The following is a 14239-nucleotide window of genomic DNA, read 5'->3' as shown; positions in this document are numbered from 1 at the left end:
CCCCCGCCAGATGGCAACGGATGATGGTTTACCATGAGAGGTTTTAAATTCTGGAAGTGGCCATTGGGAGTCTAAGCCTATACTCAATTAGTATTGTTTTCATAGACATATTTAACCAATTCAGTAGAGGACTGCAGATTTAGCTTTCTCATGATGTTTCTCTTATGAGCCCATGATGGTGATCGGGCTTACATAGAGTATTTTCGCTACTTTTTGTTTTCTTCCCTGCTGTTATCAGTCGTATTTCTTCCATTTCTTTCTTGGTGAGCGTAGTATTCTCGATGAATAAAATGTTGTCTGCCAGTCTGCCCGTTAGATCTCCGCTAATGAATTTTTTACCGTTGGGGTACAATCAAACGCATATTTAATTTCACAGGATCAACCGCTTTATTCAAATAGCCATTGGCGCGGGCCGCAAGGTACGCTTTGATGCGGTTAGCATCTACTACTACACTGCTTATAACCAAAATGATAATTCTATCGTAAGCTCTTCTACAGGTGGTAATAAAGCTCAAAACATTTTGCACTGGTATGATCAGGTCCGTAGTAATGATGGCATAGTTTTCTGTTTCGAGGCTCTTTGTCGCGCGTTCTACAGATGAAAACACATTGATTACCGATTCTGGTGGTAAGATTTTAAGCAGTATTTCTCTAAATCCATCAGCTACAAGTATATGATCTTCTAGGAGCATAACCTTGACTGCGGGCGTATTGGTTTTATTATGAGCTAAATCTGTGGCACAGGATCAGATAGAGCGTTTAAGATTGATTTTCCGGACTGATCACGCTAACATAATTCTCGCTAAACAGGCAAGGTATTGGTGTGAGGTTACTTTTATAACTGCATAAATAAGGTCTTTGTGATCCAAATGGCATATTGTTTGTCAGGTGTGGAAGCCAGGAATTTTATTTTTTTATCAACCTATTGGAATACTGGGTTCTTTTCAAAAAAATATCCTAATTGTACCACAATTCAATACACTTAATGCACTAATATTGTGGAACCTAATATTTTGACTAAAATTGGGCAAGTAGAATGCTTCGAACATATTGACAAACAGGAGTTTGAAGCGATTTATCGACATTATTGGCGTCTTCTGTACGATTTTGCTTTCGTAAAAACACATGATCAACATGTGGCGGAAGAAATAGTTCAGGACCTTTTTGCATCATTGTGGGAAAAACGCGACAGCCTGCACATATCGAATCTGAGAAGTTACCTCTTTACCGCTGTTCGGAACCGGGTAATTGATTACTACAAACAGAAAGTGTTTCTGGATCTTGATGCCGTGGAAAGATCGGATGAAACTTCTTACCCAATTTTTCTGGACGAACTGGAAACTGCGTTGCAAAATGGCATAACCGGTCTTCCTGACAAAACTAGGGAGATATTTCTATTAAATCGCATGGAAGGAAAGACTGCCAGTCAGATTTCCGCATGCCTTCATGTACCGGTGCGGACCGTGGAATATCACATTACTCAGGCTCTTCGCAGTCTCAAATTTCAGCTCAAAGACTTCACACTTTTGCTTCTTCTTGTTTTTGAAATGTAAATTTACAAAGATTTTATATTTGTTTTTGGTGTGTTTATATGAATGTTTTGCGAATTGTAAATTTGATTTGCGGTGTTAACCGTTTTTTCAGTCTTCTATTTAATCTATACCTCCGATATGATGAGCCGATCCAGTTTCCATACTTTACTGAATAGATACCGTAATGGTGAATGTAACGAGCGCGAAAGGCAGCTGATTGAGCAATGGCTCAACCTGGTCGACGGAGATAAACCCACACATTCGGCTGAGGAATATAATCAGATTGAAAACCGGATCTGGAATGCCATCAACCGGAAAGAAGAAGCAAATGTGGAAGAAATACCATTAACACAGCCAGTGTTCCTTTGGAAAACATGGTATGCAGCCGCTGCTGCCATTGTGTTCTTGGTCATGTTCTTGGGTGTTTACAGGTATCAAAAGCAAGTCAGTACCGGAACTGCTGCCGTTCTCACCGAAGTAAAACTTCCTAACCAAATGGTGAGGAAAATTAATAATACGTCTAAACCCATTGGTTATAAGTTTGGTGACGGTAGTAAAATCGTATTGAATCCTCAAAGCAGCGTAGAGTTTCCTGAAAATTTTGCCAGTGATAAAAGAGAAGTTTACTTAAACGGCAAGGCATTTTTCGAAATTGAGCGTAATCCGGACAAACCATTTTTGGTACACTCCGGAGATGTAATTACCAAGGTTCTGGGCACCAGCTTTTGGGTAGAAGGTCACGGAAATAAGAAACAGGTAGAGGTATCGGTTGTGACGGGGAAAGTGTCTGTTTTTCAGAAAGATAACAATAGAGATTATGCCAGGGAGAATATAAAAAGCGGGGTGGTTATCACAGCCAATCAGCGTGTTAAATATTTACGGGAAAATCACACATTCATTACAAGCCTGGTAGAAATGCCGGTTCCTGTTTTAGCGGGTAATCAACCGGTGTTGACAAATGCCGATTTCAAATTTGAAGATCAGCCCTTGAGCGAAATTGTGGAAAAATTAGAATTGGCGTACGGGATAAAAATTGTCCTTGATAACGAAAGTTTAAATGGGTGCCTGTTTACCGGCGACATTGCCAAACAACCTTTATTTACCAAACTGGATCTCTTGTGTTCCTCCATTGATGCCAGTTATGAAGTTCGCGGCACAAGTATACTGGTGAGCGGTCATGGCTGTAATTCCGATAACCTAAACCGATAATCACGCATGAAATAAAGCTTGCAAATAAGCCGGAAGTGTTACGAGCACCTCCGGCCTCCCTTTTAGCCCTTTCTTGAAACCTGGCATGGCTCTCATCGAAGATCGATGAGCGAGAGGGGTTTTGTCAAAATTTTTATAAAAGTTAACAAAACGTGCAAATCTAATGAAAAAAACTGTACGACTTCATTCTCTAATCCAGCATATTGTGAGGATTACGATTCTACAAACACTATTCGTCTGTGTGGGAATCTCTTTGGGATACGCACACGAAGGCAGGACCCAGGACCTGCTCGACAGACCTGTAACCGTAAAAGTTGAAAATACGGAAATTAACAAAATTTTGTCCATGGTAGAGAGCCAGGCCAATGTGAAATTTATCTACAGTTCAAACACCATACAGGCCAATCGACGCATCAACGTTTCCGTGAGTGCCAGAAAGCTATCTGAGGTGCTTGCTATTGTGCTGCAACCTCTGAACATTTCTTACCGGATTATTGGCGGGCAGATTTTGCTACACAATCAACGGGGCGACACGAAGACGGAAGATTATGAAAGCAGCCAGGTGCCACTTGCACCGGCAGAACAAACGCTTACAGGAAAAGTGGTTGACGCGACGGCCGGGGAAGCGCTACCGGGCGTTAATGTCGTGCTTAAAGGAACGCAAGCTGGTACCACTACAAATGTAGACGGGACATTTAACCTTACAGTCCCCGAGGGAGACGCCACGCTGGTTTTTTCGTTCGTTGGTTATCTGTCTCAGGAAGTTGTAGTCGGTTCTCAAACCTATTTTGACATATCACTTGCAGCTGACACAAGAACACTGAATGAAGTGGTTGTGGTTGCTTTTGGAACGCAGAAGAAGGTTACGTTGACTGGCTCAGTAGCTTCAATCAATACCAGGGAAATTAAGCAAAGTCCGGCGGCGAACCTTGCAGTTACGCTGGCAGGACGGCTTCCCGGACTTTTTGCACAGCAAACCTCCGGGGAGCCGGGACGTGATGCAACCTTACTTTTCATGCGTGGAAGAGGTACACTTAACGGCTCATCTCCGATCATATTGGTCGATGGCGTCGAAAGGGAACTCACTTCGATCGATCCCAATGAGGTTGAGACGGTCACAATTTTGAAGGATGCCTCCTCAACGGCATTGTTTGGGGTGAGGGGTGCCAACGGGGTTATCCTTGTCACGACCAAGCGAGGAATCGAAAGTACTCCAACCATTGGTCTGTCGGTGGAAACAGGTATGCAGGCATTTACACGCCGGCCATCCCGGCTGAATTCTTACGAGTGGGCGAATCTTCGCAATGAGGCGTGGAGAAATGATTTTCCTAATCCGGATGCTAACAACGTGCCTCCCTATTCCGACTATGCTTTGGAACGTTACCGGTTGCAGGATGATCCTGAAAGGTATCCAAACAATAACTGGGTAGATATCCTGCTGAAAAAGTGGGTACCTCAAACCCGCTATAACCTTACTCTGAACGGAAAGGGTGCTAACATAGGATATTTTGTAAATGTCGGATTTCTTAATCAGAACGGGCAATGGAATATCGATCCGGGTGTGACAGCCTACGATCCGTCACAGTACATGCGACGTTATAATTTCCGGTCGAATATTGATGCTTCGCTCAACAAAAATAAAACCCTGAAAACTTTTCTGAATGTGTCGGGATATCTGGAAAAAGTAAACGGCCCCTTTGTGGAAGCCAGATTCAATAACAGTACGGCTACAACAGAGATCATAAGCAGGATTTTAAATTACTTTCCTTCCATCGTTCCCGGACCGCTAACACCAGGTGGTGAAGTAATGGTAGGAGGTGGCAATTACGGCGAGTCGCCCTGGGCAGAAATGAACAGAAGTGGTTACCGGAGAGAGAGCCGGAGTAACGTTACAGCAAGCTGGGGGCTTGAACAGGACTTTGGATTTCTGACGGAAGGGCTTTCTGCAAAGTTTATGCTCTCTTTTGATACACGTTCTATTCACAGCCTGAATGCCAGCCAACAGTACCAATACTGGGTACAACTAATCGACCCCAATACGCAAACGGCGGACGGCAGGGATTCGGTTTATTATCAAAGAACCCGCACTGATTTTGATAACACGCCGCTTTCTACCAGCGTTTCTGCCTCATTTCAGTCGTTTTATAACATGCAGTATCAGGCCAACTACAACCGTACTTTCAATGGCAAGCACACTGTAACCGGGTTGATATTGGGAACACAGCAGTCTCTTATAAAACCGGCTGATCCGCTACCGTTTAATGTCCGGGGCCTGGCTACCAGGCTTACCTATGCCTTCAAAAGCAAATACATGGCTGAGTTCAATGCAGGCTACAACGGCTCTGAGCAGTTTGCGAAAGGAAGACGTTACGGATTTTTTCCTTCCATCTCTGCGGGATGGAATGTTCATGAGGAGGAATTTTTCAAGGGAATTTCAAGAGCCGTCAATCTGCTTAAATTCCGTGGTTCGTACGGAACTGTCGGAGGAGATCAGCTTGGAGACCGAAGATTTTTGTATCTGGACGAAATTAGCAGGGAAAGTGGTAGCTACTCAGCCACACTGGGACGCGGAGCCAGAATTCAGGAATCTTTTTACGGAAATCAGAATGTGCAGTGGGAAGTTGCTAAAAAGCTCAATCTTGGTGTGGAGCTGGGTTTGTTTAATCAGCTTACGATCACCACCGATTTTTTTAAAGAAAGACGTGATAATGTGCTCATCTACCGCGGTACCATTCCGCTTATTATCGGAGTTCCTTCCACCAGTCTTGCACCGGCCAACATCGGTATAGTGGAAAACAAAGGTTTTGAAATCGACCTTAATTATAACAAAGCCATTAACCCCGAGCTGTCTATTGTCTCCAAAGTGAACTTTAATTATGCGAAGAATAAAATTCTGTTTAATGACGAAGTACAGTTGACTGACGATTTTGCATACCGCTATAAATCAACTGGCTATCAGATCGGTCAGCAATGGGGCTATAAGTCACTCGGGTTTTTCAACAGCCAGGAAGATATTGACAGCTATGGTGTTACCTATCAGGGCAGAGCACCGCGGCCGGGCGATTTAAAGTTCGCGGATTTAAACGGAGATAAAAAGATAGATAACAAAGACGTGATGCCAATCGGCGAATCGAGCGTGCCCCAATACAGCTGGGGTGCTGCTGCGGGTATTACCTATAAAAATCTGGATGTTTCATTTTTATTCCAGGGTGCTTTTAAAGTCTCGGGTCAGGTTCTCTCTTCCGAAATCAACGATTTTAGGGGAAGACATACACATGCCTGGACACCCGAGAGAGCGGCTGACGGATATGAAATTCTCTATCCGGCACTTAGTTTAACATCCTCTTCTAGTTCTGCAAGTAACTCTTATTTTAATGAAAATAAAGCTTTTGTGAGATTGAAGAATGCTGAAATAGGTTATACACTACCTGCAACACTTACAAGCCGGATCGGGGTTAAAAAATTACGATTGTATGTAAACGGGCTGAATATTCTTACCTGGGATAAAATGGTTCAGAAGGATTGGGATCCTGAGCTGGGCAGTATTACTTCTTTCCCTGTTTACAGGGTGATTAATGGTGGTATTAATGTCAATTTTTAATCCGTAAAAATCTTATTCTCATGAAATATTTTAGATTATTTCTCATATCCTCTTTTCTGTTTATATCGTATTCCTGTAAAAAGGACCCATTGGATATCACACCAGACGGCAGGATCACGCTGGCAGATGTTTTCAAATCGCAGGAGCTGACCGAAGCTTATCTGAACACGACCTACGAAAGACTGCGTAAACATGGTTGTAATTATCACTATTACACTTTCTTGTCGGCCTACGGCGATGACTCGCACGAGAGTAACTATCCTGAACAAAACTTTCCGGTAGCCAAATACATCACTGGCAACATCAGTGCGGCCGAGAATCCTTTTGATAATGAGGGAAGTACGACACAGTCGTACAATGACAGGAACTGGTATGAAAGAAGCTGGGTAGGTATTCGGCGAGCAAATGTCTTTTTGCAAAATGTGAATGCTACCAATGTTCCCGAAGCCGGTTTCAGAGGCAGGTTAATTGCAGAAGCTAAAATTTTGCGCGCGATGTTCTACCATGATTTGCTCACCAACTACGGACCTATGCCCATAATGGATAAGGATATTACTTCAGAGCAGGATTTTTCAAAAATCAGAAGAAACACTTTTGAAGAATGCACCCAATTCATTGTCAAGGATTGTGATGAGGCAATTGCAGATGCCAGCCTGCCATACAGGGTTACGTCCGAAGCAGAGCGCGGGCGCATGACAAAGGCGGTAGCTTATGCAGTAAAGTCTCAGATACTGTTGTTTAATGCAAGCCCGCAATGGAATCCAACCAATGATGCGGCAAAATGGAAAGCAGCCGCGGATGCCTCAAAGCAGGCTTTGCAGGCGCTGACGGCCAATGGCTTCCAGCTATTCCCCAACTATGAAAATTATTTTATCACCAAACCCGATCTCGCACAGTCTCCGAATGACAAAGAGACGCTTTTTGAAATTAACGATTGGGGGTATTCCGGACAAACCTACCGCCGCTTCGGCAACATCCTATTCCTCATGCACATGATCCCCAACTTCGGTCCGGAGAAAGCAGGTAACTGTCCTTCACAGGAGCTTGTGGATAGTTATGAGATGAAGAATGGCGAGGTTGCAATTACCGGTTATGCAGATGAGGAACACCTGAAACCAATAATTAATCCGGCTTCGGGATATAATGATGCAAAACCTTATGTTGACCGGGATCCGCGCTTTTACGCTACGGTTTGGTATAACGGTGCTAAATATGGGAACATCAATGGTGTAGAAACAACAATAGAGTCCTACAAGGGAGGCAAACACGGGATTTCAGGTGTGAAGCAGCGAACGCCAACCGGATATTACATGCGCAAGTTCGTCGACCCGGCTGTGAGATCAGCAGCGGCAGGAACAACCACTTACAAGCAGTTCCGTCTGGCAGAGATTTATCTGAACCTGGCCGAGGCAGAGAATGAAGCGAACGGACCTACACCCGACGCTCACAATGCTGTAAACACAGTCAGAGCGCGCGCGGGTATGCCCAAGTTACCGGCAGGATTGACCAAGGATCAGTTTAGAGAAAGACTGATACGTGAACGCCGTGTTGAGTTTGCACTTGAAGAAAACCGTTTCTATGACATGCGTCGCTGGAAAATACTCAAAAAGGTAGGGAAAATTACCAGTGGTATGTCCTGGACAAAAAACAGTGACGGTACGCTTACAAACGAACGTATCGTGACAATCAGGCGGCAATCGTGGGAGGATAAATTTCTCCTTTTTCCTATACCACTTGCCGAAGTAACCAAAATGCCTGCATTTGAACAGAATGCAGGTTGGTGATAAAATCTGAAAAGGGAGGCAATGAAGACTATTTATTCCCTCCCTTTTTTCTTAACTGTTGTTCTGTTTAAGCTCAAACTATAAATGAAAAATTTCTTAAAAGGCTTTCTGATATTAATTCTTGGATCGCAGACAATTTGTGTCGGGCAGAAATTTACACTACCCGTTTTTCCTGATACGCAGAGTGAAGTTGGCTCTAAACACGAGATGTATTTCAGCAGGATTAATTGGATAGTAGCAAAGCACGATTCACTACGCATTCCCATGGTTTTACACGTCGGAGACCTCGTAAATTTTGACAACTTCGATCACTATGAAGTAGCAAGTCAGGGCTATGATATTTTTGATAAACACCATATTCCCTACGCCATTACCTTGGGAAACCATGATACGGAAGCAGTTGGCTTCAAAAGCGGAAGTGCTGCACCTGGTAATGTGAACCAAAATCTTCGTAAAACTGCCAAGTTTAATTCGTACTTTCCGGTTAGCCGGTTCACTTCCCAAAGAGGGAGATATGAAACAGACAAAAGCGACAACGCCTATTACACATTCAAAGTAGGAAATACCAACTGGTTGGTGATCACTCTGGAATTTTGTCCCAGAATGGGTGCCATAAACTGGGCGGGTGATGTTGCCAAACAGTATTTTAACTATAACGTAATTGTACTCACCCATTACCATCTGACTCCCAAGGGAGAAATTGCCCAGCGAAACGCAGGTTATGGCGATTTTAGCCCGCAGGATGTTTATGACAGGTTTATAAAACTACACTCGAATATCCGGTTGGTTCTCAGCGGCCACGTTATGAGCTCAGCTTTAAAAGTGGATGTGGGTCAGCAGGGGAATAAAATTTATCAGATCCTGCAAAACTATCAGAATGAAGACTTTGGAGGAGGATATATTCGTTTGCTTGACATTGACCTTGACAAGGGGACGATCGGGGCCAAAATGTATTCTCCCTTTTACAATGCTGTGAAACAGGATTCTTCGAAATTCGAAATCAGCGATGTAACGTTTCTGCGGCAGTAATTTTATCCGACTATTCCTAAACCTTAATTATCAAATGAAAAAGTTAAGATGTCGCCAAAGAACGTTGTTTTTGTGTTTTGTTCTGCTGGCAGGCAGTTTTGCGTCTGCTCAGAATATCCGGGTCATCTCCTACAACATCCGTTATAAAAACAGTATCGACAGCATCAATGGATGGGAATTTAGAAAAGGGAACGTGGCTGCTCTGATCAAGTACCACAAGGCTGATATTTTCGGTACTCAGGAAGGAAACTGGGAGCAGTTGGGTGATTTGGAAAAGAGTTTGCCTGAATTCAGCTGGTATGGTGTCCCAAGAGTGGCAGGTAAAAATGGTGAATTTACGGCGATATTTTACCTGAAAGAAAAGTACGCGCTTCTGGATTCGGGTACCTTTTGGTTTTCAGAAACTCCCTACGTGAAGGAAAGTAAAAGTTGGGATGCGATGTATCCGAGAGTGGCTTCCTGGTGTAAACTGAAGGATAAAAAGTCAGGAGCTGTATTTTTCTTTTTTAATACCCATTTTGATCACCGTGGAGAAATAGCAAGGCAGAAAAGTGCCGAAATTATCAGAAAACAAATAGATCTGATAGCCAGGAATTCGCCCGTGATTGTGACCGGTGATTTTAACAGCGTCGAATCTTCAACTGCCTACAAAACCATGGTGCAGGGAGGGCAGTTAAGGGACGCACTTTTTATCACTGAAACGCCACATTATGGGCCGGTTAATACTGCCAGCGGTTTTAATGTGAGCGACAAACCCATCCGCGCCCGTATCGACTTTGTGTTTGTCAACAATAGGTTCAAAGTGCTGCAACACGCTACGATCACCGATCAGCAGGAGGGAAGGTATTATTCTGATCACCTGCCGGTGCTGGCTGAAGTGCAACTGATTAAATAGACGCTAACTCCTTATAAATCATGAAAAATTTACCAGCAATTGGATTGTTTCTGATCGTGCTGTTTGTTTTTGGCACATCCTCTGCTTTAGCGCAGAAAACAAGCCCGAAAATCGGTGCCTATTATTTTGACGGGTGGAGTGGAACAACATTTCACATCACCGACGATCTCAAAAACAATTATCCTGAAAGGGAACCCAAGTGGGGATGGGTTACCAGCAAGCAGGAAATCGTAGATGAACAAATAGCGCTCGCTGCCGACGCAGGACTTTCATTTTTTAGTTTCTGCTGGTACTTCTCGGAGAAGCAAAAATATGATGACATCATTCTGAATAATGCGCTTAACTATTTCAAAAGGTCGAAAAATGGTAAAATGATGGAGTATTGTCTGCTTGTTGCCAACCACGCAGGTTTTAATATTGGTCCGGAAGGTTGGGATCAGGTGACACAAATATGGCTTAAAGAATTTCAGCAACCTCAGTACCTTCGCGTGGATGGCAAACCGTTACTGATTTTTTTTGAATACAATTCCCTGATTAAAAATTTTGGTTCGGCAGAAGCGGTTAATGAAGCTTTTGACAAATTGAAATTACAGGCTCTCAAATCGGGGCTTAAAGGTGTAACCGTGGCGATTTGTACGGCCTCTGAGGATGGTGCCGGTATTGCAAAAGATTGCGGCGCGGATGTTGTAACGGGGTATAACTATCATTCTGCCGGATTTGTTGCCGGACAGCTGGCCACACCCATAGAAAACATGCAACTGGCTGAGAAAAAACTCTGGGATAAATTGGGAAGTGGCAATCTTAAATACATTCCGGTCTGCACAGTAGGATGGGATCCCAGACCCTGGGCCAACGACAAAAACAAATATCTGGAAAAACCCTATTACACCGGGTTCTCCGCTGAATCGGCTCAAAGATCAGTGAAAGGACTTGTTAATTGGATTAGTGAAAATCAGAAAGCGGTGACCGGTGAAAAAATAGGTTTACTATATGCCTGGAACGAAAATGGGGAAGGTTCGTGGCTTACACCAGGAAAAACAGGTCTGAATCCGTTAACTGGGTTAAAGCAAGCTTTGAAGAAATAATTGTAGAAGGTTGTGTAAATCCATCGCTTGGTGCTCCGTTTTGTGTTTTTTTAATGTTAACAGACGGAAGAATTTATCTTAGGGATAAGTTTATTTTCATCTGGCTATTGCAAAATGACTATTTATACTGATGGGTGTTTGAATTGTTTGTTGAACAGTTCGAGTCTAAGGTTATTTTAACGACTGCTATGTCTGGCTTGCTGAAATTTGGATTTGAGCAAGCCAGATTCCATCCATAAATTTGACGATCTGGATATACCCTTGGTGGCTGGGTGCGCGGTCGGGTGACGCAATTCGAAAAAGCATGCAGTTACTTCTCGAAAAGAGGTATGATCACCATTACCGCAGACTACCGGGTTTCGAGCCGACAAAAAACAAAGCCATTTGAAGCTGCTCAGGATGGCCGTTCCGCAATGCGCTGGGTTCGTAAAAGTGGGGATAGGTTGGGCATAAAAGCCGATCGGATCGTTGCAGGTGGCGGTTCGGCAGGAGGGCATCTTGCACTGGCTACGGCTTTTCTGGATCATATCAATGAACCCGGAGAAGATACGTCGGTCAGTACCAAACCGTCGGCGTTCGTTCTTTTTAATCCGGTTACCATAACAACAGAGGGCGGCTACGGTTATGACCGGTTGGGAGATCGAGCAAAATCCCTTTCACCGGTGGAGTATGTACGGCCCGGTGCTCCTGCTGCAATTATCTTTCATGGCGAAGCGGATACCACCGTGCCTATCCGGAATGCCGATGAGTTTTGCACCGATATCCGGGTAAGAAACACGGATTTGCCAATGATGAAGCTGGTAACGAAGTAATTTATAATGAAGTGATTGATCTGACAGACCGCTTTCTGACCCGGTTAGGTTACCTCAGTCCGCTAGTCCCGAAAAGTAATTAAAATTTTCATGCAAAAAACACTACTCGCAGTCGCCTGCTTTTGGTTGTTACGGCTCTTATGTTCCAGGTCAATACGCCCGATACGGATTGGCTGGAATATAACGGAGATGGTGCACGCAGCCATTATTCTCCGATTGATCAGATCGACAAATCCAATGTTAACAAGCTCAAAATTGCCTGGACCTATTCGTCTGGCGGTGCGGATACAGTTCGGAACCGGACTCAGATGCAATGTAATCCCATGATTGTCGATGGAGTCATGTATGGCGTTTCAGCCGGAACACAAGCCTTCGCCATTGATGCTGCGACGGGTAAGGACATCTGGAAAACGGATGTAGCCGACAATGGAGGTACTACGAGCAGAGGAGTAAGTTACTGGGCGGATGGAACGGGCAAACGAATCTTTTTTGGAGCAGGAAAATGGCTCCACGCTCTGGATGCGAGTACCGGCAAATCAATCGACGGTTTTGCTAATAACGGGAAACTCGACCTGAAAATCGGAATACAACGTCCCGGAGCCGATGACTACGTGGTGTCCAATACGTCGCATACGATCTATAAAAATCTGATAATCACGGGTGTCAGACTCGCGGAGAGTGAGACCGCACTACTGGGCGATATCCGTGCTTATGATGCAAGAACCGGAAAGCTGGTCTGGACTTTTCATACCATTCCCACAAAAGGAGAACCGGGTTAACCTGGTTGCCGGCAGAGCCACGGCAGTACAAATCCCTGGATGGGTATGGCTATCGACCGCAAAGGTGGGATTCTTTATGCACCAACAGGATCAGCGGCTCACGACTTTTTTATGGCTGTAACCGGAAGGGCAATAATTTGTATGCCAATTGTTTACTCGCACTCGATGCAGCAACCGGTAAAAAACTCTGGCATTACCAGCTGGTACATCATGACATCTGGGACCGCGACCCGCCAGCGCCGCCAAATCTTATGACCATCACCCGGAAAGGCCCGGACGGAAGGCCCATAAAGGTAGATGTGGTGGCTTTGGTGACCAAGCAGGGATTCACTTTTGTGTTTGACCGGGTCACAGGCAAACCAGTTTTCCCCATTAAGGAAGTGGTTTTTCTGCAAGAAGTAGTGCGCGGAGAAAAAGCGCGTCCAACACAGCCTATTCCGCAGTGGCCGGCACCCTTGGTAAGGCAGGCATTTACCGAGAAGGAGCTCAATCCATTTGCGGCTGACCGGAATTCACTTTTAAATATTCTAAAAAAAAGCAAATACCGGATCCCCATGTATTCCATTAACTGGTAAAATGACGGTTTTCTTTCCGGGTACGCATGGAGGAGCGCAGTGGGGTGGGACGGCTACCGATCCGGACGGGGTGATGTACGTCCAGTCCAAAGAGGTGCCCGTGTATACATCGCTTGTTCCACGTAGGAAATCTTCTGACCAAAAACAGGTTGCCGGTAGCGCCCAATACATGCTCTATTGTTCCGCCTGCCATGGTGCTGATCAGAAAGGCAATCATGACGGATCTTACCCTTCGCTTTTACAGATAGGTGATCGCATTCCAAGAGAAATGGTAACACAGGTGATGCTGAAAGGTCGGGGTATGATGCCATCGTTCTCACACATTTCGGAGGCCGAACGCGTTGCCGTTGTTAATTTTTTGTTTAATAAAACATCAGAAAAACCCGTCGTCACCCCACAAAAGGATGTCATTCCCTATCAGCACACCGGCTACAACCGCTGGTACGACCGCAACGGGTATCCGGTGAGCAGTCCATCTTGGGGAACACTTTCGGCGATTGACCTCAATACTGGTGACCGTCTCTGGCAGGTGCCGCCGGGTGAATATGCTGAACTGACTAAAAAGGAATTCCCGTTACGGGAACCGATAATTATGGCGGTCCACTGGTTACAGCGGGTGGACTGATATTTATCGCTGCAAGCCGCGACGAAATGATCCGTGCTTTCGACAAGCAAACGCGGCAGATGGTTTGTTCGGCCAAGTTGCCAGCGGCAGGTTATGCATCTCCCAGTACTTACATGATCAACGGAAAACGGTACATCGTTATCGCCTGTGGCGGAGGCAAGCTCAACACCAGATCTGGTGATCAGTACGTGGCGTTTGCGCTGGATGAATGACTGTGCTTTTATGAAAAGTAAAATGTGAAATCAGGTTTTGCGCTGCATCCTGTAATTTAAGTTCAGGATGCATTACGGCTTTTCTGTGTCCCTTGCGGTCC

Annotated in this window: 9 protein-coding genes and 1 pseudogene; 9 read left to right on the top strand and 1 reads right to left on the bottom strand. The window is 44.7% G+C overall.

Features of this window, described 5'->3' with window-relative positions; all coding sequences use genetic code 11:
- Positions 1 to 335: 335 nt before the first annotated feature.
- Positions 336 to 692, bottom strand: a complete 357-nt coding sequence (locus LZG71_RS20715; RefSeq protein WP_233823601.1) for a response regulator — start codon at positions 690 to 692, stop codon at positions 336 to 338.
- A 306-nt stretch (positions 693 to 998) separates the two neighbouring features.
- On the opposite strand from LZG71_RS20715, the gene LZG71_RS20710 reads away from it, so the two are divergent.
- The 9 genes and pseudogenes from LZG71_RS20710 to LZG71_RS30715 all read left to right on the top strand — a co-directional run bounded on the left by LZG71_RS20710 (position 999) and on the right by LZG71_RS30715 (position 14138).
- Positions 999 to 1553 (top strand): RNA polymerase sigma-70 factor, encoded by a 555-nt coding sequence (locus LZG71_RS20710; RefSeq protein WP_233823599.1) that lies wholly within the window; start codon positions 999 to 1001, stop codon positions 1551 to 1553.
- A gap of 117 nt (positions 1554 to 1670) precedes the next feature.
- The gene (locus LZG71_RS20705; RefSeq protein ID WP_233823597.1) at positions 1671 to 2741 is read left to right on the top strand and encodes a FecR family protein; all 1071 of its coding nucleotides are present in this window, start codon (positions 1671 to 1673) and stop codon (positions 2739 to 2741) included.
- 163 nt (positions 2742 to 2904) lie between these two features.
- Positions 2905 to 6342: a TonB-dependent receptor gene (locus LZG71_RS20700; protein WP_233823595.1), complete on the top strand. Its 3438-nt coding sequence runs from the start codon at positions 2905 to 2907 to the stop codon at positions 6340 to 6342.
- Between the two features lie 20 nt (positions 6343 to 6362).
- Positions 6363 to 8126 (top strand): RagB/SusD family nutrient uptake outer membrane protein, encoded by a 1764-nt coding sequence (locus LZG71_RS20695; RefSeq protein ID WP_233823593.1) that lies wholly within the window; start codon positions 6363 to 6365, stop codon positions 8124 to 8126.
- Between the two features lie 84 nt (positions 8127 to 8210).
- Entirely contained in the window at positions 8211 to 9155 is a 945-nt protein-coding gene (locus tag LZG71_RS20690) for a metallophosphoesterase (protein ID WP_233823592.1), read from the top strand.
- A gap of 34 nt (positions 9156 to 9189) precedes the next feature.
- Positions 9190 to 10050: an endonuclease/exonuclease/phosphatase family protein gene (locus LZG71_RS20685; protein ID WP_233823590.1), complete on the top strand. Its 861-nt coding sequence runs from the start codon at positions 9190 to 9192 to the stop codon at positions 10048 to 10050.
- A 20-nt stretch (positions 10051 to 10070) separates the two neighbouring features.
- Positions 10071 to 11135: a glycoside hydrolase family 99-like domain-containing protein gene (locus LZG71_RS20680; protein WP_233823588.1), complete on the top strand. Its 1065-nt coding sequence runs from the start codon at positions 10071 to 10073 to the stop codon at positions 11133 to 11135.
- Between the two features lie 272 nt (positions 11136 to 11407).
- On the top strand, positions 11408 to 11947 hold the full coding sequence (locus LZG71_RS20675) for an alpha/beta hydrolase (RefSeq protein ID WP_310587768.1): 540 nt from the start codon (positions 11408 to 11410) through the stop codon (positions 11945 to 11947).
- 140 nt (positions 11948 to 12087) lie between these two features.
- Positions 12088 to 14138: pseudogene (locus tag LZG71_RS30715) on the top strand (PQQ-binding-like beta-propeller repeat protein).
- The last annotated feature ends 101 nt before the right edge of the window (positions 14139 to 14239 follow it).

This window comes from Dyadobacter sp. CY312 (assembly GCF_021390535.1).
In the GTDB taxonomy this organism is placed as follows: Bacteria; Bacteroidota; Bacteroidia; order Cytophagales; family Spirosomataceae; genus Dyadobacter.
Note: the sequence above shows the minus strand (reverse complement) of the source record. Positions and strands in the feature narration are given on the sequence as shown.

Bases quoted from the DNA above. Each gene is read 5' to 3' on its own strand.
- LZG71_RS20715 (WP_233823601.1), bottom strand. From the start codon at position 692: ATGCTCCTAGAAGATCATATACTTGTAGCTGATGGATTTAGAGAAATA.
- LZG71_RS20705 (WP_233823597.1), top strand. From the start codon at position 1,671: ATGATGAGCCGATCCAGTTTCCATACTTTACTGAATAGATACCGTAAT.
- LZG71_RS20700 (WP_233823595.1), top strand. From the start codon at position 2,905: ATGAAAAAAACTGTACGACTTCATTCTCTAATCCAGCATATTGTGAGG.
- LZG71_RS20695 (WP_233823593.1), top strand. From the start codon at position 6,363: ATGAAATATTTTAGATTATTTCTCATATCCTCTTTTCTGTTTATATCG.
- LZG71_RS20690 (WP_233823592.1), top strand. From the start codon at position 8,211: ATGAAAAATTTCTTAAAAGGCTTTCTGATATTAATTCTTGGATCGCAG.
- LZG71_RS20685 (WP_233823590.1), top strand. From the start codon at position 9,190: ATGAAAAAGTTAAGATGTCGCCAAAGAACGTTGTTTTTGTGTTTTGTT.
- LZG71_RS20680 (WP_233823588.1), top strand. From the start codon at position 10,071: ATGAAAAATTTACCAGCAATTGGATTGTTTCTGATCGTGCTGTTTGTT.